We start from the raw sequence: 20,616 nt of genomic DNA on the forward strand, positions 1-20,616 counted from the left end.
CGCGGTCTTTCTTGTTGGGGCCGCGGGTGGGGTTTTTCTATTTTTTTTGGTTTCGGTCGGGGTGGCGGGCGTGGTCGTCCCCCCCCCCACCACCGGAAGGGGTGAATGCACGTAACTTTCCCACCCCGGTCGCGTTCCGTCGCGCTACGGGGCGGTTCGGTCACCCTTGGTCAGGGCGACGGGCGGTCGGCACGGACGCGGCCTGAACCGTGTCCGACGAACCGGCAATGGCTCAACTCCCCGGCTGCACCCAGGGGTTGGGGCGACACTCGATCCCCTCGATGTCGAGCGACTTCGTCTGCTGCTGCATGACCGGCGCGAGCGCGCCCGGCGTGCGACAGCTCACGTGGCTGTGCCCGAGCCGGTGCCCGACCTCATGGTTGATCAGCATCTGACGGTAGGCGTGCATCGCGTCCGGCCCGAACGTGTCCGAACCCTGCGCCCAGCGGAACGCGTTGATCATCACGCGGTCGGTAGACGCCGAGTCGCAGGACACGTTGTCGACCGTGGTGTCCAGGCCGGACTTCCGGCACCAGTCGCCGGTGGTCCCCGGGCTGGCCAGGGTGATGACCCACTCGGGCTCGCCGCTGGAGATCCGCTCGAAGGTCATCTCGCCGTTACCGGCCCAGCTGCGCCGGTCGTTGAGCGTCTTCTGCACCGCCTGGGCGAACAGCGCGCCGTCGAGCCCGAGGCCCTGCTCCACGTCGACCCGGTAGCGGATCTTGCGGCCCTTCCCGGGCGCCTTGTCGAAGCCGGGCACGGCCTCGAACCTGCCCGAGCCGTGCAGCTTCGGGTCGATCGGGAACTGACGGGCCATCAGCTGCTCGTACGTCGGCGGCGCGGACGGCGGCGCCGACGGGGTACGGGCGGGACGGTCGTCCGAGCGGGAGGCCGGGCTCTCCACGCCGGCCCGGTCGGCGGGGTCGTCCGCCGCGTGGGCCTGCGGCGCGCCGCCGCTCCCGCGCTCGGCGACCTGACCGGCCACGACGACGGCGAGCACGGTGGTGATCGCCGCCGCGGCGATGCCGGTGAGGGTGCGTCCGACGCCGCCGGACCGCGTGGGCGGCCGCTCCCCGGCGGCCTCCTCCGTACCGGCCCCGGTCCCGGTGCCCGCCGGCCCCTCCGCCTGCTCCCCCGGCCGCCGGGGCGGCGCCTCACGGCGCGGCCCGGGGATGTAGGGAGCGGCGGGCACGGCGGTCTCGCCGGTCTCGTCGTGGACCGGATGCCCGCCGCGCACGAAGGAGCCGTCGGCGTCCGGTTCGTACGGCCCCTGGTAACGCGGCGTGCCGTGCATCGGCGTGTCGAAGACGGGCGCGGGGCGGGGCGCCTGGGCACCGTAGGCGGGGATTCCGTGCGCCGGGGTGCCGTCGTACATGGGAGTGCCATGCGCCGGGGTGCCGTCGTACATGGGAGTGCCATGCGCCGGGGTCCCGTCGTACGCGGGAGTGCCGTGCGCCGGGGTGCCGTAGCCCTGCGGGGCGTACCCCTGACCGCCGTGGCCCTGGGGGCCGTACGGGCGCGGGGACTGCTGCGGCGTCGGGGCCTGGAAGCCGGCCGGGGGCCTGGGGCCGGTCTGCGGCGGGGGCGCGGGCTGCGACGCGGGCGCCGTCCGGGTCTGCGGCGCCACGGGATGCCGGGAGGCGGCCGACGGCTGAGGGGCCGCCGGAGTCCGGAGGGCCGTCGGGTTCTGGGAGCCCGTCGGGTTCTGGGGAGCCATCGGGTTCTGGGGGGCGGTCGTGGGCTGCCGGCCCTGCGACCTGCGGCGTCGCCCCGTCCCCGGGCCCGGCCTCGCGGCCTCCTGCTGCCCGGTGTCGGCCACCGGGGCAGCGGCCCCCTTGCGACTATGTCGTCCCACGGTCCGGCTCAGCTCCCGCCCTCGGCCGCGGCCCGCGCGGCATCGGTGATCAGCTCCCGTACCGCCGCGGCGACGGTCTCCGGATACTCCATCATGGCCACGTGCCCGGCCTCCGGAAGCGTGAGCAGCCGCGAGCCGCGGAACGCGGCGGCCGCCCGGCGCGCCATCCGGTAGCCGACGAGCTGGTCGCGCCCGCCGTAGACGAGCAGCGTCGGGGCGAGCACGCGCTCCGCCTGCCGCCACAGGCCGTGCTGACCGCCCAGCGTGTACGCGTCGACGATGCCGCGGGAGGAGCGGGCCATCGCGTCCCAGAAGTACGGCAGCTCCAGGCGCCGCTCCATCTCCTCGACGGCGTGCCGCAAGCCCTCCTCGCTGACCCGGCCGGGATCGCCGTAACAGAGGGCGAGCACTCCACGGACCCGCTGCTCGGCCGTCCAGCCCTTGGTGAGCCTCGCGAAGAGCGGGGCGATGCCGGGCATGGCGAGCAGCGCGGTCGGCCAGGCGGTGCGCTGGGCACGCAGCTCGGGCAGGGCCGGGGAGATCAGCGTGAGGGTACGGACCAGGTCGGGCCGGACGGCGGCGACCCGGGTGGCGACCGCGCCGCCCATCGAGTTGCCGAACAGGTGCACCGGGCCGCGGCCGCCCGCGTCGAGCAGCCGGATGACCGCCCGGGCGTGTCCGGTGACGGAGTAGTTGCCGTCGTCCGGCGGCGGCGAGTCGCCGAAGCCGGGCAGGTCGACCGCCTCGCCGTCCACGACGTCCGCGAGCAGCGGCATCAGGTCCGACCAGTTCTGCGAGGAGCCCCCGAGGCCGTGCACGTACAGCGCGGGCGGCAGACCGGGCCGGGCACCGGGCCGGGAGCGCACGCTCAGGGTGAGCCCGGGCAGCGCGACGGAGCGCAGTCGCTCGCCGTCGGCGACCCGCACGGCGCGCGGCCGGGTCGCGGGCGGTGCGGCGGTCCGGGTTTCCGGCAGCTCGGTCGAGGACATGGCAGCGATATTACGAGACGATCACGCCCGGACGCGTGTGTGCGGCGTCACAGGATCGGGTGCGCCGCGCCTGAGGAACTCCTACGCTCGGAGGTGAGGGTCACGGACAGGACCCGCGGACCCGCCCCGCCGGAAGGAACCGCATGACTGTCGACCCGGACGAGCCGGACACATTCGCCGAGAAAGAGGACGACGTGCTCGACGAGGAGATCCCCGAGGCCGACGCGGCCGAACAGCACGCCGAGCTGCAGCAGCACGAGGACGAACCGCTCAGCCAGGTCAGGAGAGACGCCGCGAACGACGCGGACGCCGCGGAGCAGGCGCGGGTCGTGGCGCTCGACGAGGACGACTACCGCTGACGGCTCCGCTTCCCGCGGCACCTGCGGACGTATGACCTCACGGACGTATGAGCGGTGCGGTCCGTACTGCGGTACGGCCCGCGGAGACCCGACGGGAGACTCGACGCCCCCGACGGGCCGCCCGCCCCGGACGGGTTTTCCCTGTGCCGGCCGCACCGCCGGGGGTTCCTCGCGCCCTCATCCAGGTCGATTGCATGACCATCTCGTTGCCTGCCGCCTCTCGCCCCGGGCGTCCGGTCCGTGAAATTCTGCGTTCGCACCGCGCACAGCCGGGTTACCCAAAAGTACGATGGCGGCGCGACGCCAATGCGCGCACAGATCGAACTTTGGGAGGCGGCGTGAGCGCCATCGAGCAGACAGAGGCAGCACGCCCTCGGGGCACGCGCCTGCCGCGCCGTGCCCGTCGGAACCAGCTCCTCGGCGCGGCCCAGGAGGTGTTCGTCGCCCAGGGGTACCACTCGGCGGCCATGGACGACATCGCCGAGCGGGCCGGAGTGAGCAAGCCGGTTCTCTACCAGCACTTCCCGGGCAAGCTGGAGCTCTACCTCGCCCTGCTCGACCAGCACTGCGAGGCGCTGCTCCAGTCGGTGCGCACGGCCCTGGGCTCCACCACCGACAACAAGCTCCGGGTCGCCGCGACCATGGACGCCTACTTCGCCTACGTGGAGGACGAGGGCGGCGCCTTCCGGCTGGTCTTCGAGTCCGACCTGACCAACGAGCCTGCCGTGCGCGAGCGCGTCGACCGGGTGTCGCTGCAGTGCGCGGAGGCCATCTCCGACGTCATCGCCGAGGACACCGGCCTGTCGAAGGACGAGTCGATGCTGCTCGCGGTGGGTCTCGGCGGCGTCTCCCAGGTCGTGGCCCGCTACTGGCTCTCCAGCGAGTCCCCGGTCCCCCGTGACAAGGCGGTCGCGCTGCTGACCTCGCTCGCCTGGCGCGGCATCGCGGGCTTCCCGCTGCACGGCGCGGAAGGCCAGCTGGCCGCCGAGGGTCACTGACGCGTCGGCCCGCGAGGCCGGGTGTTCGCTCTTGGCGTGGCCCGGCCGCGCCGTTTCCGTCCCCTTACCGGGCTAATGTGTGGCGAGTACGGCGCGGGACCCACGCGCAAGGCTGACGGTTCGGAGGGACATAGCCGTGGAGGTCAAGATCGGCGTGCAGTACGCACCCCGGGAGATCGTGCTGGAGAGCGGGCAGTCCGCCGAGGAGGTCGAGAGCGCGGTGGCCGCCGCACTGTCCGGCAAGTCGCAGCTGCTCAGCCTGACGGACGAGAAGGGTCGCAAGATCCTGGTTCCGGCCGACAAGATCGCGTACATCGAGATCGGCGAGCAGGCGGTGCGCCGCGTGGGCTTCGGCGCCCTCTGAGGACATCCCTACGAGAGGCCCGGTGGACTTCGGTCCGCCGGGCCTCTCGCATACGCCCGAACGCCCACGTCAGGGGGTACGGGGAGGATTGTCATCACGAGTGACCGGGTAGGACGGGTGTGACCGAACTGCCCGCCCCGCACCCCACGCGAGGTGATTCGCCGTGTTCCTGGAAGCCCTCGGTGCCGCACTGCTCGGATTCGCCCTGGCCTGGGCGGCCGTGCACCGGCTCCCCGATCGCCTCCCCGCCCGGGTCGTCGTCCTGACGACGGGTGCGCTCGGCGGTGTGTTCGGCGCCCTGGTGACCCACGGGGCGCTCGGCCCCGGGCACTTCCTCGCCACGCTGATCGGCGCCGTGGCGGTGGCGGCGGTGCTGCTGTCGCTCCTGCTCCGTCCTGCCTCGCGCCGACTGCGCCGATCAGCCGCGGTCTGACGTCCTCACGCGGCCAGGCCGAGCGCCGCCATCCGCTTGGTGTGCGCCTCGGTGATGCGGGAGAACATGCGGCCGACCTCCGCGAGGTCGAAGCCCGCGGCCATCCCGTCCACACCGCCGACCAGCATCGTCGACAGCGCGTCGCGCTCGGCGACCACGCGCTGCGCCTGCGACAGGGCCTCGCCCATCAGCCGGCGGGCCCACAGCGCGAGCCGGCCGCCGACGCGCGGGTCGGCGTCGATCGCCGCGCGGACCTTCTCCACGGCGAAGTTGCCGTGACCGGTGTCGTCGAGCACGGACAGCACCAGGGCACGGGTGTCGGCGTCGAGCCGGGCCGCGACCTCGCGGTAGAAGTCGCTCGCGATCGAGTCTCCGACGTAGGCCTTGACGAGGCCCTCCAGCCAGTCGGACGGCGCGGTCTGCCGGTGGAAGTCGTCCAGCGCCTTGGCGAAGGGCTCCATCGCGGAGGTCGGCTCGGCGTCCACGGCGGCGAGCCGGTCGCGCAGCTGCTCGAAGTGGTGGAACTCGGCGGAGGCCATCTTCGCCAGCTCCGCCTTGTCCGCGAGGGTCGGCGCCAGCTTGGCGTCCTCGGCGAGCCGCTCGAAGGCCGCGAGCTCGCCGTAGGCGAGGGCGCCGAGCAGGTCGATCACGGCGGCGCGGTACTGCGGCACGGCGGAGGCCGTCGCCCAGTCCTGGGCGGCGATACCGGTGGGTGTGGCGTTGTCAGGCGTCTCCATGAAGCGCACAATAGCCCGCCCCGCCGGACGCCCGGGGCCCCGGTCGGACGGCGGTCGGCCGGCGATCCGGGCCCGGAGGGCCCGGGTGGGCGGCCGGCCGGCGGGTGTGACCCCGGCCTCGCCGGGAATTCTCCCGACACACATGCGCGATTCCGGGGTACAGTGGTATTGCGCCTGCTGAGTATGCGGACATGCTTTCGCACGTTCGGACGTACCCGGTGGGCCGACTGATGAATGAGGATGCCCGGTCGGTGGCCCGATCGGCTCCGGCCCGACAGCCCTCCTGCGGACCCGCGGAGGGGTCCCTCAGCGGCACGACGCTCGAGCGACGGCAGTGGTCCCGCGCCATCTGACGGTGATCTTCCCGACCCCGTCGGCGGTTCCCGGCACGGTGAGACCCCCTTCGTTCGCCTCGCGCCGCGTCTCACAGAAGAGGCAGCACCCTGACTACGTTCCGAGACCTCGGGATTCTTCCCGAGACGGCCGAGGCCCTCGAGGCCGTCGGCATCGTTTCCCCCTTTCCCATCCAGGAGATGACCCTTCCGGTCGCCCTTTCCGGCACCGACGTCATCGGCCAGGCCAAGACCGGCACGGGCAAGACCCTCGGCTTCGGCCTCCCGCTCCTGGAGCGCGTCATCGTCCCCGCGGACGTCGAGGCCGGCCGGGCGCAGCCCGAGCAGCTGACCGACGCCCCGCAGGCGCTGATCGTCGTCCCCACCCGTGAGCTGTGCCAGCAGGTCACCAACGACCTGCTCACCGCCGGCAAGGTGCGCAACGTGCGCGTCCTCGCCATCTACGGCGGCCGGGCCTACGAGCCCCAGGTCGAGGCGCTGAAGAAGGGCGTCGACGTGATCGTCGGCACCCCCGGCCGGCTGCTCGACCTGGCCGGCCAGCGCAAGCTCGACCTGTCCCACGTCAAGGCGCTGGTCCTGGACGAGGCCGACGAGATGCTCGACCTGGGCTTCCTGCCCGACGTCGAGAAGATCATCAACATGCTTCCGGCCACGCGCCAGACCATGCTGTTCTCGGCGACCATGCCGGGCGCGGTCATCGGCCTGGCCCGCCGCTACATGTCGAGGCCCACGCACATCCGCGCGACCTCGCCGGACGACGAGGGCGCGACCCACGCGAACATCGCGCAGCACGTGTTCCGCGCCCACTCCATGGACAAGCCGGAGATGGTCGCCCGCATCCTGCAGGCCCGCGGCCGCGGCCTCGCGATGATCTTCTGCCGTACGAAGCGCACGGCCGCCGACATCGCCGAGCAGCTGGAGCGGCGCGGCTTCGCCTCCGGCGCGGTCCACGGCGACCTCGGCCAGGGCGCCCGCGAGCAGGCGCTGCGCGCCTTCCGCAACGGCAAGGTCGACGTGCTCGTCTGCACCGACGTCGCCGCGCGCGGCATCGACGTCGAGGGCGTCACGCACGTCATCAACTACCAGTCCCCCGAGGACGAGAAGACCTATCTGCACCGCATCGGCCGCACCGGCCGCGCCGGTGCGAGCGGTACGGCGATCACGCTGGTCGACTGGGACGACATCCCGCGCTGGCAGCTGATCAACAAGGCGCTCGAGCTGGACTTCAACGACCCGGTCGAGACCTACTCCAGCTCGCCGCACCTCTACGAGCAGCTCGACATCCCCGAGGGCACCAAGGGCGTTCTGCCGCGTTCCGAGCGCACCCGCGCCGGCCTCGACGCGGAGGAGCTGGAGGACCTCGGCGAGCCCGGCGGCCGCCGTGGCCGCGGCCCGCGCCAGGAGAAGACCGAGGAGCGCCCGGCCCGCACCCGTACGCCGCGCCAGCGCCGTCGTACCCGCGGCGGTGCCACGGTCGCCGACGAGGCCGTCGCCGCCACCGAGCAGACCGTCGCCCCGGCCGCCGCCGACGCGGCCGACACCGCCGAGGCCCCGTCCGGCCCGCGCCGGCCGCGTCGCCGCCGTACGCGCGGCGCCGCCCCGTCGGGAGGCATCCCGGTCGCGGGCGCGCAGCCCACAAGGGTCGCCGAGACCTCGGTGCCGGAGACCCCGGCCGCGGAGGCTCCCGCGGTGGAGACCGCTGTCGTCGAGGCGCCCGCCGCCGAGACCCCTGCCGCGGAGCCGCGCACGCGGCGCCGTACGCGCAGGCCGCAGACGGAGAAGGCTGTCGAGACGGCCCCGGCCGCCGAGGAAGCGCCCGCCGTCGAGGCCGCTCCCGTCACGGAGGCCGCGCCGGTCGTCAAGGCCGCTCCCGTCGCGGAGGCCGCGCCCGCCGTCAAGGCCGCTCCCGTCGCCGAAGCTACTGCCGTCGTCGAGGCGCCGGCCGTCGTCGAGGCGCCCGCCGCCGAGGCTGCCACCGAGACCCGGCCGCGCCGGCGTCGTGGCCGGGGCGCGCGTCCGGAGGTCGCCGCGCCGCTGGCCGCCGCCGCGCCCGCTCCGGTCGAGGCACCGGCCCCGCGTCGGCGCCGGGTGCGTCCGCGTCCGGTCGAGGAGACCGTGACGTTCCAGACGGTCGAGACGGCCGCCGCCGCGCTGGCCGCCGCCCGGACCACCGCGACGGTGCCCGCGCAGACGACCGCCGAGCCGAAGGTCGGGGAGCCGAAGGCCGCCGAGCCGAAGGCCGCCGCTCCGGTCGCGGCCGCCGTGACGGTGCCGGCACAGGCCGCCGAGCCGGTGACCACCGCCGCGCCGTCCGCGCCGCGGGCGCGTCGCCGCGCGACCCGTCCGGTGACCAGCACGGCCCCGGTCGTCGAGGCCCCGGCCGCGCCGGAGCCGGTCGCGGCCCCGGTCGAGGAGCCGAAGCCGCGCCGGCGGGCGACCCGCCGGGCGTCGAGCCCCGTGACGTCGACGCCGGGTACGGATGCCGTGGTGGTCGTCGAGGCCGCGGTCGTCGAGGCCGCGCCGGCCGTGGTCGTCGAGGAGCCGAAGAAGGCCGCCCCGCGCAAGCGGGTCGCCAAGAAGGCCGTCGCGCCGGTCGAGACCGTCGCCGAGGTGACCGAGGCCCCGCGCAAGCGCACCACCAGGAAGGCCGCGGCCGCCCAGCCGGAGGCCGCGGACACCGCCGCCGCCGAGGCGCCGAAGAAGGCGGCGCCGCGCAAGCGGGTCGCCAAGAAGGTCGCCGAAGCCGTCGCGGACGTGGTCGAGGCCGTCGAGGCCGCGCCGAAGGCCCCGCGCAAGCGGACCGCCAAGAAGGCCGTCGCGGCCGAGGCGCCGGACGCGTCGGAGCCGAAGACCACGACGACCCGTCGTCGTACGACGAAGAAGGCCGCGGCCGAGCAGCCCGCCGAGGTCACGGAGGCCGCGCCCAAGGCCCCGCGCAAGCGCGTGGCCAAGAAGGCCGCCGCCCAGCCGGAGGCCTGACCGGCACGTCCCACCACCGCGCCCGGCCCTCGGAAACGAGCGCCGGGCCGCGGTGCGTGCGGACGGGAACCGCCCGCGCCGCCGCCGTCGGGCGCTGAGGTTACAGTCCCTGTATGAGCAAGCCCCGGTCCCTCGCGTTGCCGCCGCGTACTCGTGGCTATCGACTGTCCACGGCGCGGGGCGAGTTCGCCGTGCTCGACGCCGAGGCCGCCGGGAAGCGGCACGGGACCGTGCTGCTGCTGCCCGGGTACACCGGCAGCAAGGAGGACTTCCTGGCGCTCCTCGAGCCGCTCGGTGAGGCCGGGTATCGCGCGGTCGCCGTCGACGGGCGCGGCCAGCACGAGTCGCCCGGGCCGCGCGGGCGGGCCGCGTACCGGCGCAAGGCGCTCGCGCTCGACGTGGTGGCGCAGGCGGCGGCGCTCGGGGACGGCCCGGTACATCTGCTGGGGCACTCGTTCGGCGGGCTCGTGGCCCGCGCGGCGGCGGAGCTCGCGCCTGACGCGTTCGCCTCGCTGACGCTGCTGTCCTCGGGGCCGGGCCGGGTGGCCCGGCCGCAGCGGGTCCGGGTCCGGGTGCTGCGGGGCGCGCTGGCGCTGCTGCCCAAGGAGCGGGTGTGGCGGGCGACGCGCTGGCTGGACAGCCGGGGCGAGGAGCCGGGCGTGTCGGATCCGCCGGAGATCGTGCGGTTCCTGCGGCGGCGGTGGATGCGGACCCGGATCGCCCAGCTCTCGGGCGCGGGCCGGCTGCTGCTCGGCGCCCCGGACGGCACCGCCGCGCTGTGCGCGCTGCCGTTCCCGCTGCACATCGCGTACGGGGACGAGGAGACGGTCTGGCCGGTGCCGGACCTGGCGGCGGCCGCCGCCCGTACCGGTGCGCACCACACCGTGGTGAACGGTGCCGGTCACTCCCCCAACGTCTCGCACCCGCGGGAGCTGGCGGCGCGGCTCGCCGCGTTCTGGGACGGGATCCCCGCGCGGATCGCGGTGGGGGCGGAGGCGGAGGCGCTCCAGGCCCCGGTCGCGACGACGGCCACCGTCGTCACCGGCAATCCGGACGAAGCGCGCCCGTAACGCGCGTCGGCGAAGATGGTCGCAGCGGCCCCGTGGTTTCCCGGGCGTCGCGCAGCCCGGTTCCGGCGTCGCCGTCGCCGCCGCACCGGCCCTACCCATCAGTACTTAGCCAGCCGAAAAATTTCCTTAGCGTAGGGAATGTTTGCAGGCTGCACCTCGTTGGACAGGTACGTAACCCAGTTCTCCACCAGGAGGAACACCTCAGACGAAGGGAGAAGCCCGTGCGCTTCGAAATCCTGCGACTCGACGACGTCGACGGCACGCCCGTCGACCGGACCGTCGTGGACGCCGCCTCCGTCAACGGAATCGTGCAGCAGGCCGCCTCGATCGGCCAGCGCATCTGGATCCGCCCGGCCGAGACCGCGGCCTCGTAAGGCCCACGGCCGGACCACACGCACCGCGCCCCCGTACGGACTCCGTCACCGGAATCCGTACGGGGGCGCAGTGGTGTCCGGCCGCGCCGGCCAGCGGCGTCAGGCGCCCTGGATCACCTGGGTGACGCCGTTGATGATCTGCTGCACGGCGATCGCGGCGAGCATCATGCCGGCCAGGCGCGTCACCAGGACCACGCCGCCGTCCTTGATCACCCGGATGATCAGCAGCGAGTAGCGCATGGTCAGCCACAGCACGACGTGCATGGCGACGATCGCCGCCCAGACGGAGACCTGCGCGGCGGCGCCGTCGGCGTGCTGCACGGCGAGGATGACCGACACGATCGCGCCGGGACCGGCGAGCAGCGGCATGCCGAGGGGTACGAGCGCGACGTTGACGTCCTTGGTCTGCTTGGGCTCGTCGGTCTGGCCGGTGAGCAGGCTCAGCGCGATCAGCAGCAGGAGCAGACCGCCCGCGATCATCAGCGCGGGGACGGAGACGTGCAGATAGGCGAGGATCTGCTGGCCGAGGATGCCGAAGACGGTGATGACGCTGAAGGCGACGGCCACGGCCTGCCAGGCCATGCGCCGCTGGACCTTGGCGGCGCGGCCGGAGGTGAGGGCGAGGAAGATCGGGGTGATCCCCGGCGGATCCATGATCACGAAGAGGGTCAGGAAGAGCGAGCCGAAGACGGCGACGTCGAACACGGTGAAGGGCCTTGCGGGAAAGGGGTGTACACGAACGTCCGGAACTGGGGATTCCGGAGAGTGGGCAGGGTGATGCCCGACGGGAGGACGTCAGTAGGGGAGGGCGGAGGGCCGAGGGCACGCACCCGGAGAGGCCATGGCGCCGCAGCGCCACGACAGTCCGGCGCCGGCACCGGAACGCGACCGGAAGCCGACGAGCCGTGGGGCCGGGCCCCGGAGAAGGGGAGCGCGGCCGGCCGGACGGGCCCTGGAACCTGTCCGGCGAATCAGGGCCGGACCATGATCCGCCGGACGGGCCCTAGGCGCGTCCGCCCGCGCCCGGCACCGGGAAGGCGCCGGCGGCACGGCGGGTGATCTCGCCGTAGATCTCGGGGTCGGTGGTGAAGTCGCCGAGGCCGACGGTCTTGCGGCTGCCGTGGTAGTCGCTGGAGCCGGTGACCAGCAGCCCCAGCTCCTTCGCCAGGCCGCGCAGCCGCGCCCGGGTCGGCTCGTCGTGCTCCATGTGGTCCACCTCGATGCCGTCGAGACCGGCCTCGGCCAGCTCGGCGATGGCGGACTCGGGCACGCACTCGCCGCGCTTGACCGCCAGCGGGTGGGCGAAGACGGTGACGCCGCCGGCCGCCTTGACCAGGCGGATGGCGTCGACCGGGTCGAGCTCGTGCTTCGCGACGAACGCCCGGCCGCCGTCGGCCAGCCACTCGGACGTGAAGGCGCCGGAGACGTCCGGCACCACACCGAGCTCGACCAGCGCCTCCGCGACGTGCGGGCGGCCGACGGAGCCGTCCCCGGCGATCCGGGCGACCTGCTCCCAGGTGACGGGGACGCCGAGCTCCTGGAGCTTGCCGACCATCGCGCGGGCCCGTGGCACCCGGTCGTCCCGGACCAGCTCGCGCTCGGCGAGGAGGGCGGGCTCGTCGGGGTCGAAGAGGTACGCCAGCATGTGGAGGCTCACGCCGTCGTAGCGGCAGGAGAGCTCGGCGCCGGTGACGAGGGTGAGCCCCTCGGGCAGGGCGGCGATCGCCTCGCCGTAACCACGCGTGGTGTCGTGGTCGGTCAGCGCGACCACGTCGAGCCCGGCGGCGGCCGCGTTGCGGACCAACTCGGCCGGGGTGTCCGTGCCGTCGGAGGCCGTGGAGTGGGTGTGCAGATCGATGCGCACGACGCGTGACTCCAAGGGGCTCGGGACGGACGGACAGGGACGCTCCAGCATAACGGGCGAATCAAGCACACACGTACGGATCCCCCGAAGCCCTCACCCCTTACTGCGCCGCTCCCCGGCCGACCGGCCGTCCCCCCTGTCCCGGGGCGGCCTCGGGACACGCCCGGGACACCCCCAGGCCCTTTCCGGCGGATCAGGGTCGCGGGCCTGCCATGATCCGCCGGACAGGCCCTAGGCCAGCAGCCGCGGCGTCAGCGCCCCGCACGGCAGCAGCTCGACCTCCGCGCCCGCGTCCCGCAGGTCGGTGAGGACCAGCTCGTCGTACATCAGCAGCCCTGACTGCTCGGGCCAGACGATCGCCCAGAGCCACAGACCGCGCGCCTCGCCGGCGAAGACGGCGCGGTCCTGCGGGGCGCCGTGGACGTGCCAGAGCGGGGTGGGACGGCCGGCCGCGAGCACCTTGACCTGGGGCGGCTTGTCGATGGCCATGCCGGGTCCGGGGTCGGGGCCGTCGATGCCCGCGTACCGGGCGCCGAGGCCGACGCCGAGCTCCTCGGCGACGAGCAGCAGCTCCCCGATGCCGCCGAGCGGGCCGGGCCCCGAGCAGGCCACGGCGGTCGCGCGGCCGCCGCTGCGGTCGTCACCGGCGTACGCGACCCCCGTGAAGAGCCAGCCGACGGGCAGGGGCCACGGCATCCACACCGGCACGTGGGCCCGGTGCACGACGACACCGAGGCCCTCGACGCTGGGCGGGATCACGGGTTGTAGCGGGTGCACCGAGCCGTGCACGTCGCACTGCCAGGAGTCGGCGAAGAGACCGGGCGCCCTGACCCGGCCACCGCACTTCGGGCAACTGGGTTCGCCCCTCATAGGGCTCAACGGTCCTACCGCTTCGGCCCCGCGTCAAGGACGATCACCGATGATCACCCGTCCGGCCGGAGCCGTTCACCTCCGGCCGGAGAGCGGTCAGGAGGGAACAGAACAGGGGCCGATACGAACGGATCGGCGGACCGCGGACCCGGCCCTGATCCGAAAGAAACGGCCTAGTCCAGGTTCACCGACCTGCGCAGCGGGTCACGCAGGTCCGTGCCGTTCGCCAGCCAGCGCTCCTCCAGGGCCTTCGCCCCGTGCACCCGCTTCCACGCGGCCTCGTTCGAGGTCATCGGGAGCAGCGGCAGGAACCTCACCGGGTCCATCGGCTCGTCGAGTTCCAGGTCCTCCACCAGGCCGCCCGGCTCGGCGACGAGGACGGAGCTGAACGCCGCGTCCGGCCACAGCGGCTCACCCACGTCGAGCGAGGCGCCAGGGGCGACGACCACGCCCTCCACCTGCGGGGTGGCGGCGAGCACCGCGAGCGGGCGCAGCACCTTGTCGGTGTCGGCGCGGCCGGCCCGTACGGAGAGCACCAGTTCGGCGCGGGGGCCCTTGACCGGGTCGGCGAGCACCGCGGTGGGGTCGGCCATCGGCTGGGCGGACATCCCGAGGGTCGCGTAGCGCACCAGACCGGCGTCGGCGTCGATGAACCGGAGCACCTCGATCCGGTCGGTGCCGAGGAACGTGATCGCGGCGCGCGCGTCCGGCTCGCCGAGGGCCGTGCGCAGCCGGGCCTCGACCAGAGCGAGAATTTCTGCCATGCGGCGAGCATAAAGCGCGTATGGAACGGGCAAAGTAAGGGATTGACCCTCAGTCGGCTGATAGTGTTTGCCACTGGTCGGGATTCCCGACTGCTCGTCACACGTCATCCCTCACGAGGGACCGGCCGGAGGAGGTGGGACTGCGATGGACCGAAGTCGATCGGGCAGTACCAGCCGCTCTTCCGCCGCCCCGCACCCCAGCCCGGTGCGCATCTCCCTCCGGTGACGTCGAGGACCCTCGCAGGTTCCCCCCTTCCCGGCAGCTCGCACGACGGAAGAGCACCTCTCTTTGCCTGTCTGTAGCGAACGCCGTCACCGCGATCCTCCGGTGCCGCCCGCTTTGTGGACGACGTAAGCACCACGTCCCCATTCCGGGCTGTGCCACGCTCGCCGACGGCCTCTCCGTGAAGGAGCACGCCCGTGTCGATGATCCGTGACCTGCGCGCCGCCGTCCGTCCGTCGCTGCTGCACCCGCTGCGCAGGACCGCCCCGGCCGCCTCCTCCCCGTACGCCAACTACGACTCCACCCGCGACCCCACGGCCGCGAGCGCCGTCGTCGACTGCGCCGTCTACCGCGACGGCCGCCGCGTGGACGACCGCGCCTGCCTGACGCCGCGCGGCGCGATGCGCCAGGTACGGGAGAGCGGCGGCTTCGCCTGGATCGGCCTGCACGAGCCGACCGAGGCCGAATTCGCCGGTATCGCCGCCGAGTTCGGGCTGCACCCGCTCGCCGTCGAGGACGCCGTCCACGCCCACCAGCGGCCCAAGCTGGAGCGGTACGACGACACCCTCTTCACCGTCTTCAAGACGATCCACTACGTCGAGCACGCTGAACTCACCGCCACCAGCGAGGTCGTGGAGACGGGCGAGGTCATGGTGTTCACCGGCCCCGACTTCGTCATCACCGTCCGGCACGGCGGCCAGGGCTCGCTGCGCAACCTCCGCCACCGCCTCCAGGGCGAGCCGGAACTCCTCGCCAAGGGCCCCTCCTCCGTCCTGCACGCCATCGCCGACCACGTTGTCGACGGCTACATCGCGGTCGCGGACGCGGTCGAGCTCGACATCGACCAGCTGGAGATCGACGTCTTCTCGCCGGCCGCGAAGGGCACCACGCGCGGCGCCGACACCGGCCGGATCTACCAGCTCAAGCGCGAGGTACTGGAGTTCAAGCGGGCCGTCACACCGCTGCTGCGCCCGATGCAGCTGCTCAGCGAGCGGCCGATGCGGCTGGTGGACCCCGACATCCAGAAGTACTTCCGGGACGTCGCCGACCACCTCGCCCGCGTCCAGGAGCAGGTGGTCGCCTTCGACGAGCTGCTCAACTCCATCCTCCAGGCCAACCTGGCGCAGGCGACCGTCGCGCAGAACGAGGACATGCGCAAGATCACCTCGTGGGCGGCGATCGTCGCCGTCCCGACGGCGGTCTGCGGCGTGTACGGCATGAACTTCGACCACATGCCGGAGCTGCACTGGAAGTACGGCTACCCGATGGTGCTCGGCGGCATCGCCGTCATCTGCTTCGCCATCCACCGCACCCTCAAGCGCAACGGCTGGCTGTAGGCGGCGGAGCGCGGTCGATAGGCTTCGGCCATGACCGACAAGCTGCTCACCGGCGCCCTCGTCGAGGAGGCCGCCAAGAAGTCCGGCCTCATCTGGGTGCGGGGCGAGGCCCCGGCCGCCCGGCCGCTCTGGCACGTGTGGCACGACGGCGCCGTGCACGTCGTCGGTGACGGCCCGGGCGAGCAGCCGCTGCCCGGGCTGCGGGACGGCGGGACCGCCGAGGTCACCGTGCGCAGCAAGGACAAGGGCGGCCGGATCGTCGCCTGGACCGCCGACGTGCGCGAGCTGACGCCGGGTACGGACGAGTGGGACGCGGCCGTCGCCGAGCTGAAGGGCAAGCGGCTGAACGCGCCCGACGGCGAGGCGATGCCGGAGCGCTGGGCCCGCGAGTGCCGGCTGGTACGGCTCGACCCGCGTGTCTCGACGACCGAGCTGCCGGACGGCTCGCTGGCCGCCGCGCCGCTGCCGTCCCCGGGGATCACCCGCCGGCCGATCCCGGCGGGTCTGCCGAAGCTGCTCCTGAAGCGGAAGCGCCGCAAGCCGTAGGCACGGGCCCGACCGCGCGCCCGCGCGTGAGCCGCGGGCGCCGGCCTGACGCCCCAGGTGCGTGAGCTGCGGGCGTCGGCCTGATGCCCAAGGTGCGTGAGCTGCGGGCGTCGGTTTGATGCCCAGGTGCGTGAGCCGTCGGCAACGGCCCGAAGACTCCGGGCCCGGCCCGAAGACGCCTTGCGCCGGCCCCGCGTCGACGCCGGCCCGATGCCGCAGGTGCGTGAGCCGTCGGCGCCGGCCCGAAGGCGCCGGGCGCCGGCCCGAAGACGCCTTGCGACGGGGCCGGGCCTGAAGGCGCGGCCACGGCCCCGTACCTCCGCCCGGGCCGGTGCCGGGCCGCCTGAGCCCTACGTCCGGGGCAGCTGCTTGCCGTAGTCGAGGGTCTGGCCCTTCGCGGGCTCGGTGAGCGGGAAGTCCTTGTCCCACTCGGACAGGATCACCACCCCCGCGCCGCCGCCGCGCGCGAAGCGCAGCGGGAAGGGCGTGCCCTCCAGGGAGACGTCGAGGGAGCCGCCCTCGCCGTCCTCGCCGCCCTTGACGTTGATGGTGCGCACGCCGCCGATCTTGTCGTGGTCGCCCTTGACGAGGTCACCGTGCAGCCCGATGAGGCCGTCGAGCAGCAGGTCCATGTCGGTGAAGCCGCGCAGCTGCTTGTACGCGGGGTCGTCCTCCGGCACCTTCACGTACATGTCGTCGAGCTTGTCGGCGGCCTCGGACCCGGCTTCGTCGGAGCCGGAGCCGGAGGCCGAGGAGGGCGCGGCCGACGGCTTGTCGTCGTCGTGCTCCCAGAAGGCCGCGTCCGCCTTCAGATAGAGCGCGTCGCCGACCCGCAGCAGCTCGAAGGTGCTGTTCTTCGTGGTCACCGAGCCCGCCGCGCCGTCGTCCTTCAGACGCATGTTGAGCTTGTACGTGCCGCCCTTGCTGACCAGCGTGCCGGACAGCCGTACCGCCTTCGCCGCGTCCGCCGCCGACTGGGCCTTGTCCTCGATCGCCGTCGCTTCGAGCTTCCCGACGCCGTTGGTCCCCTCGTCGGGGTCGGCCGCGCAGGCGGTCAGCGCCGAGGCGAGGCCGACGCACAGCGCCAGCGGAACGACGGCCCCGCGGATGCGCGAGGTAGGACGGAGCACGGTCACCTGGGCACCTCTCGAGTCGGTGGGGGACGGACCGGGGGAACCGGAGCCGGTGGGGGACGGCAGACCGCAGCGTACCCGGGCCGGGTGACCGCTCCGCAGGCAGCCGGACGGGCGCTCTGCCGAAGCGGGGCCGGTCGGCACGGGCTAGCCTGAACCCGGCAAGCCGGGTCAAGAGCCCCGGACGGACCCGAATCGTGCGGCATCGAGGAGGCGCGTGGCATGGCGGCAGGCGCCCCCCGGATCTTCGTCTCCCACCTCGCCGGGGTCCCCGTCTTCGACCCCGTCGGCGACCAGGTGGGGCGGGTCAGCGACCTGGTCGCCATGCTGCGCGTGGGCCGCAGGCCGCCACGGCTGCTCGGCATGGTCGTCGAGGTGCTGTCCCGGCGCCGGGTCTTCGTGCCCATGACCCGGATCACGGGCGTCGAGTCCGGGCAGGTCATCACCACCGGCGTGGTGAACATGCGCCGCTTCGTGCAGCGCCCGACCGAACGGCTCGTGCTCGGCGAGCTCCTCGACCGGCGGGTGACGCTGGTGGAGACGAACGAGGAGGTCACCGTCCTCGACGTGGCGATCCAGCAGCTGCCCGCCCGCCGCGACTGGGAGATCGACAAGGTCTTCGTGCGGCGCGGCAAGGGCGGGGCGCTGCGCCGCAAGGGCGAGGCGATCACCGTCGACTGGTCCGCCGTCACCGGCTTCTCCCTGGAGGAGCACGGGCAGGGCGCCGAGAACCTGGTCGCCACCTTCGAGAAGCTGCGCCCGGCCGACCTCGCCAACGCGCTGCACCACCTCTCCCCGAAGCGGCGCGCCGAGGTGGCCGCGGCCCTCGACGACGACCGGCTCGCCGACGTCCTTGAGGAGCTGCCTGAGGACGACCAGATCGAGATCCTGGGCAAGCTGAAGGAGGAGCGGGCCGCCGACGTCCTGGAGGCGATGGACCCGGACGACGCGGCCGACCTGCTGAACGAGCTGCCGGAGGACGACAAGGAACGGCTGCTCACGCTGATGCAGCCGGACGACGCGGCGGACGTGCGCCGGCTCATGTCGTACGAGGAGCGCACGGCGGGCGGTCTGATGAACTCGGAGCCGATCGTGCTGCGCCCGGACGCCACGGTCGCCGACGCGCTGGCGCGGGTGCGCCAGCAGGACCTCCCGCCGGCGCTCGCCGCGCAGGTGTACGTGTGCCGGCCGCCGGACGAGACGCCGACCGGCAAGTACCTGGGCACCGTGCACTTCCAGCGGCTGCTGCGGGATCCGCCGTTCACGCTGGTGAGCTCGCTCGTGGACAGCGATCTGCCGCCGCTCGGCCCGGACACCCCGCTGCCCGCCGTGACCAGCTATTTCGCCGCGTACAACCTGGTGGCGGCGCCGGTGGTGGACGAGAGCGGCTCACTGCTGGGGGCGGTGACGGTCGACGACGTCCTCGACCACCTGCTGCCGGACGACTGGCGGGAGACGGAGTTCCACGAGGAGGGGGTGCACGGTGGCTGATCGTGCTCAGGAGCGGGACCGTGAGCGGGAGCGGGAGCGGACGCTGCCGCGGATCCGGCTCGACCAGCCGCGGATGCGGCGGGCACGGCTGCTGCCGGAGTACGACCCCGAGGCGTTCGGGCGGCTGTCGGAGCGGATCGCCCGCTTCCTGGGGACGGGGCGCTTCCTCGTCTGGATGACGCTGACCATCCTGGTGTGGGTGCTGTGGAACATCTTCGCCCCGCAGGCACTGAAGTTCGACGAGTACCCGTTCATCTTCCTGACCCTCGCGCTGTCGCTCCAGGCCTCGTACGCGGCCCCGCTGATCCTGCTCGCGCAGAACCGGCAGGACGACCGGGACCGGGTCAACCTGGAGCAGGACCGCAAGCAGAACGAGCGCTCGATCGCCGACACCGAGTACCTGACGCGGGAGATCGCGGCGCTGCGGATGGGCCTGGGCGAGGTGGCCACCCGCGACTGGATGCGCTCGGAGCTCCAGGACCTCCTGAAGGAGCTGGAGGAACGGAACGGAGAGCGGCATGGAGAGCGCCGCGATCTATTCCCGCCGGACGGCTCCCGCCGGAGTGACGTACCCGACCGTTAACAACCTTTCATCACCCGGTGCCCGTCGCCGTACCATCTCCCTATGGCTACGGAAGACGCGGTGCTCGAAGCACTGGCGACGGTGAACGACCCCGAGATCAACAAACCGATCACCGAGCTCGGCATGGTCAAGTCGGTGGAGATCGCTGACGACGGCAGGGTCGCCGTCACGGTCTACCTCACCGTCTCCGGCTGCCCGATGCGCGAAACGATCACCCAGCGCGTCACGGACGCCGTCTCCCGCGTCGAGGGCGTCACCGGCGTCGACGTCACGCTGGACGTGATGAGCGACGAGCAGCGCAAGGAGCTGGCGTCGGCGCTGCGCGGCACCACCGCCGAGCGCGAGGTCCCGTTCGCCAAGCCGGGCTCGCTGACCCGGGTCTACGCGGTCGCCTCCGGCAAGGGCGGCGTCGGCAAGTCCTCGGTGACGGTCAACCTGGCGGCGGCGATGGCGGCCGACGGCCTGAAGGTCGGCGTCGTGGACGCCGACATCTACGGCCACAGCGTGCCGCGCATGCTGGGCGTGGACGGCCGTCCGACCCAGGTCGAGAACATGATCATGCCGCCGGCGGCGAACGGCGTGAAGGTCATCTCCATCGGCATGTTCACGCCGGGCAACGCGCCGGTCGTCTGGCGCGGCCCGATGCTGCACCGCGCGCTCCAGCAGTTCCTCGCGGACGTGTACTGGGGCGACCTGGACGTGCTCCTGCTCGACCTGCCCCCGGGCACCGGCGACATCGCGATCTCCGTCGCGCAGCTGGTGCCGAACGCGGAGATCCTGGTCGTCACCACCCCGCAGCAGGCGGCGGCCGAGGTCGCCGAGCGGGCCGGCTCGATCGCCGTGCAGACCCACCAGAAGATCGTCGGCGTGGTCGAGAACATGTCCGGCCTGCCGTGTCCGCACTGCGACGAGATGGTCGACGTGTTCGGCACGGGCGGCGGCCAGAAGGTCGCGGACGGCCTGACCAGGACCACGGGCTCGACCGTCCCGGTCCTCGGCTCCATCCCGATCGACGTGCGCCTGCGCGAGGGCGGCGACGAGGGCAAGCCGGTCGTCATCACCGACCCCGACTCCCCCGCGGGCTCCGCCCTGCGCGCCATCGCCGGCAAGCTCGGCGGCCGGCAGCGCGGCCTGTCGGGCATGAGCCTCGGCATCACGCCGCGCAACAAGTTCTGAGACGACGCGAAAGGGGGGCCCCCCCGGGGGGGGGGGGCCCGGGGGGGCGGGGGCGCGCCGAGGGAGGGGCCCCCGGGGGGGGGGAATTAATTTAAAAAAGAGAAATTTGGGGGCGCCG

Annotated in this window: 20 protein-coding genes; 12 read left to right on the top strand and 8 right to left on the bottom strand. The window is 73.3% G+C overall.

The genetic code is table 11. The features are described from left to right. Positions 1–232 precede the first annotated feature (232 nt). On the bottom strand, positions 233–1,717 hold the full coding sequence (locus tag ACFVGS_RS32320; protein WP_385695527.1) for a DUF3152 domain-containing protein: 1,485 nt from the start codon (positions 1,715–1,717) through the stop codon (positions 233–235). Positions 1,718–1,863: 146 nt separating this feature from the next. After that, positions 1,864–2,844, bottom strand: coding sequence for an alpha/beta fold hydrolase (locus ACFVGS_RS32325; protein WP_384421196.1), 981 nt, complete (start codon positions 2,842–2,844; stop codon positions 1,864–1,866). A gap of 143 nt (positions 2,845–2,987) precedes the next feature. Between ACFVGS_RS32325 and ACFVGS_RS32330 the strand changes: the two genes are divergently transcribed. The 4 genes from ACFVGS_RS32330 to ACFVGS_RS32345 all read left to right on the top strand — a co-directional run bounded on the left by ACFVGS_RS32330 (position 2,988) and on the right by ACFVGS_RS32345 (position 4,998). Then, positions 2,988–3,203, top strand: coding sequence for a hypothetical protein (locus tag ACFVGS_RS32330; protein ID WP_384421194.1), 216 nt, complete (start codon positions 2,988–2,990; stop codon positions 3,201–3,203). A 338-nt stretch (positions 3,204–3,541) separates the two neighbouring features. Next, complete coding sequence (locus ACFVGS_RS32335) at positions 3,542–4,201, top strand: TetR/AcrR family transcriptional regulator (RefSeq protein ID WP_384421192.1); 660 nt, start codon at positions 3,542–3,544, stop codon at positions 4,199–4,201. A 136-nt stretch (positions 4,202–4,337) separates the two neighbouring features. Continuing rightward, a complete protein-coding gene (locus tag ACFVGS_RS32340) occupies positions 4,338–4,565 on the top strand; it encodes a DUF3107 domain-containing protein (protein WP_384421190.1) in 228 nt (75 codons plus the stop codon). Between the two features lie 163 nt (positions 4,566–4,728). Next, a complete protein-coding gene (locus ACFVGS_RS32345; RefSeq protein WP_309548381.1) occupies positions 4,729–4,998 on the top strand; it encodes a hypothetical protein in 270 nt (89 codons plus the stop codon). A gap of 5 nt (positions 4,999–5,003) precedes the next feature. Here the strand turns inward: ACFVGS_RS32345 and ACFVGS_RS32350 are convergent, their stop codons facing one another. Continuing rightward, on the bottom strand, positions 5,004–5,735 hold the full coding sequence (locus tag ACFVGS_RS32350) for a ferritin-like fold-containing protein (RefSeq protein ID WP_384421189.1): 732 nt from the start codon (positions 5,733–5,735) through the stop codon (positions 5,004–5,006). A gap of 533 nt (positions 5,736–6,268) precedes the next feature. On the opposite strand from ACFVGS_RS32350, the gene ACFVGS_RS32355 reads away from it, so the two are divergent. The 3 genes from ACFVGS_RS32355 (at position 6,269) to ACFVGS_RS32365 (ending at position 10,511) form a co-directional block, all read left to right on the top strand. Continuing rightward, positions 6,269–9,067 (top strand): DEAD/DEAH box helicase, encoded by a 2,799-nt coding sequence (locus ACFVGS_RS32355; protein WP_385695533.1) that lies wholly within the window; start codon positions 6,269–6,271, stop codon positions 9,065–9,067. A 113-nt stretch (positions 9,068–9,180) separates the two neighbouring features. Next, the gene (locus ACFVGS_RS32360) at positions 9,181–10,137 is read left to right on the top strand and encodes an alpha/beta fold hydrolase (RefSeq protein WP_384421185.1); all 957 of its coding nucleotides are present in this window, start codon (positions 9,181–9,183) and stop codon (positions 10,135–10,137) included. A gap of 221 nt (positions 10,138–10,358) precedes the next feature. Then, entirely contained in the window at positions 10,359–10,511 is a 153-nt protein-coding gene (locus ACFVGS_RS32365) for a hypothetical protein (RefSeq protein WP_384421184.1), read from the top strand. 99 nt (positions 10,512–10,610) lie between these two features. Here ACFVGS_RS32365 and ACFVGS_RS32370 read toward each other — a convergent pair whose 3' ends face one another. From ACFVGS_RS32370 to ACFVGS_RS32385, 4 genes are all read right to left on the bottom strand, one after another. After that, a complete protein-coding gene (locus tag ACFVGS_RS32370; RefSeq protein WP_384421183.1) occupies positions 10,611–11,216 on the bottom strand; it encodes a MarC family protein in 606 nt (201 codons plus the stop codon). A gap of 298 nt (positions 11,217–11,514) precedes the next feature. Beyond that, positions 11,515–12,375, bottom strand: coding sequence for a PHP domain-containing protein (locus ACFVGS_RS32375; protein ID WP_385695537.1), 861 nt, complete (start codon positions 12,373–12,375; stop codon positions 11,515–11,517). Between the two features lie 231 nt (positions 12,376–12,606). Continuing rightward, positions 12,607–13,245, bottom strand: a complete 639-nt coding sequence (locus ACFVGS_RS32380) for a DUF6758 family protein (protein ID WP_384421179.1) — start codon at positions 13,243–13,245, stop codon at positions 12,607–12,609. Positions 13,246–13,418: 173 nt separating this feature from the next. Beyond that, positions 13,419–14,009, bottom strand: a complete 591-nt coding sequence (locus ACFVGS_RS32385; RefSeq protein WP_384421177.1) for a suppressor of fused domain protein — start codon at positions 14,007–14,009, stop codon at positions 13,419–13,421. 420 nt (positions 14,010–14,429) lie between these two features. On the opposite strand from ACFVGS_RS32385, the gene ACFVGS_RS32390 reads away from it, so the two are divergent. Both ACFVGS_RS32390 and ACFVGS_RS32395 read left to right on the top strand, forming a co-directional pair. Continuing rightward, on the top strand, positions 14,430–15,569 hold the full coding sequence (locus ACFVGS_RS32390) for a magnesium and cobalt transport protein CorA (RefSeq protein ID WP_384421175.1): 1,140 nt from the start codon (positions 14,430–14,432) through the stop codon (positions 15,567–15,569). Positions 15,570–15,599: 30 nt separating this feature from the next. Beyond that, complete coding sequence (locus tag ACFVGS_RS32395; protein WP_385695540.1) at positions 15,600–16,115, top strand: hypothetical protein; 516 nt, start codon at positions 15,600–15,602, stop codon at positions 16,113–16,115. A gap of 350 nt (positions 16,116–16,465) precedes the next feature. Here ACFVGS_RS32395 and ACFVGS_RS32400 read toward each other — a convergent pair whose 3' ends face one another. After that, positions 16,466–17,251, bottom strand: coding sequence for a hypothetical protein (locus tag ACFVGS_RS32400; protein WP_384421171.1), 786 nt, complete (start codon positions 17,249–17,251; stop codon positions 16,466–16,468). Between the two features lie 219 nt (positions 17,252–17,470). Here ACFVGS_RS32400 and ACFVGS_RS32405 point away from each other — a divergent pair, with 219 nt between their 5' ends. From ACFVGS_RS32405 to ACFVGS_RS32415, 3 genes are read left to right on the top strand one after another with little or no spacing between them, the layout of a single operon-like run. Beyond that, positions 17,471–18,739 (top strand): magnesium transporter MgtE N-terminal domain-containing protein, encoded by a 1,269-nt coding sequence (locus ACFVGS_RS32405; protein WP_384421169.1) that lies wholly within the window; start codon positions 17,471–17,473, stop codon positions 18,737–18,739. Beyond that, entirely contained in the window at positions 18,732–19,322 is a 591-nt protein-coding gene (locus tag ACFVGS_RS32410) for a DUF1003 domain-containing protein (RefSeq protein WP_385695543.1), read from the top strand. The genes ACFVGS_RS32405 and ACFVGS_RS32410 overlap by 8 nt, the downstream gene beginning before the upstream one ends. A gap of 42 nt (positions 19,323–19,364) precedes the next feature. Then, positions 19,365–20,498, top strand: a complete 1,134-nt coding sequence (locus ACFVGS_RS32415) for an Mrp/NBP35 family ATP-binding protein (RefSeq protein WP_385695546.1) — start codon at positions 19,365–19,367, stop codon at positions 20,496–20,498. The last annotated feature ends 118 nt before the right edge of the window (positions 20,499–20,616 follow it).

The sequence above is a fragment of the Streptomyces sp. NPDC127114 genome, assembly GCF_042677525.1.
GTDB lineage: Bacteria > Actinomycetota > Actinomycetes > Streptomycetales > Streptomycetaceae > Streptomyces.

Excerpts from the sequence above, each read along its gene's own strand:
- ACFVGS_RS32405 (WP_384421169.1), top strand. The coding sequence starts at position 17,471 with ATGGCGGCAGGCGCCCCCCGGATCTTCGTCTCCCACCTCGCCGGGGTC.
- ACFVGS_RS32415 (WP_385695546.1), top strand. The coding sequence starts at position 19,365 with ATGGCTACGGAAGACGCGGTGCTCGAAGCACTGGCGACGGTGAACGAC.
- ACFVGS_RS32330 (WP_384421194.1), top strand. The coding sequence starts at position 2,988 with ATGACTGTCGACCCGGACGAGCCGGACACATTCGCCGAGAAAGAGGAC.
- ACFVGS_RS32380 (WP_384421179.1), bottom strand. The coding sequence starts at position 13,245 with ATGAGGGGCGAACCCAGTTGCCCGAAGTGCGGTGGCCGGGTCAGGGCG.
- ACFVGS_RS32385 (WP_384421177.1), bottom strand. The coding sequence starts at position 14,009 with ATGGCAGAAATTCTCGCTCTGGTCGAGGCCCGGCTGCGCACGGCCCTC.
- ACFVGS_RS32355 (WP_385695533.1), top strand. The coding sequence starts at position 6,269 with ATGACCCTTCCGGTCGCCCTTTCCGGCACCGACGTCATCGGCCAGGCC.
- ACFVGS_RS32320 (WP_385695527.1), bottom strand. The coding sequence starts at position 1,717 with ATGGCTCCCCAGAACCCGACGGGCTCCCAGAACCCGACGGCCCTCCGG.
- ACFVGS_RS32350 (WP_384421189.1), bottom strand. The coding sequence starts at position 5,735 with ATGGAGACGCCTGACAACGCCACACCCACCGGTATCGCCGCCCAGGAC.
- ACFVGS_RS32360 (WP_384421185.1), top strand. The coding sequence starts at position 9,181 with ATGAGCAAGCCCCGGTCCCTCGCGTTGCCGCCGCGTACTCGTGGCTAT.
- ACFVGS_RS32325 (WP_384421196.1), bottom strand. The coding sequence starts at position 2,844 with ATGTCCTCGACCGAGCTGCCGGAAACCCGGACCGCCGCACCGCCCGCG.
- ACFVGS_RS32395 (WP_385695540.1), top strand. The coding sequence starts at position 15,600 with ATGACCGACAAGCTGCTCACCGGCGCCCTCGTCGAGGAGGCCGCCAAG.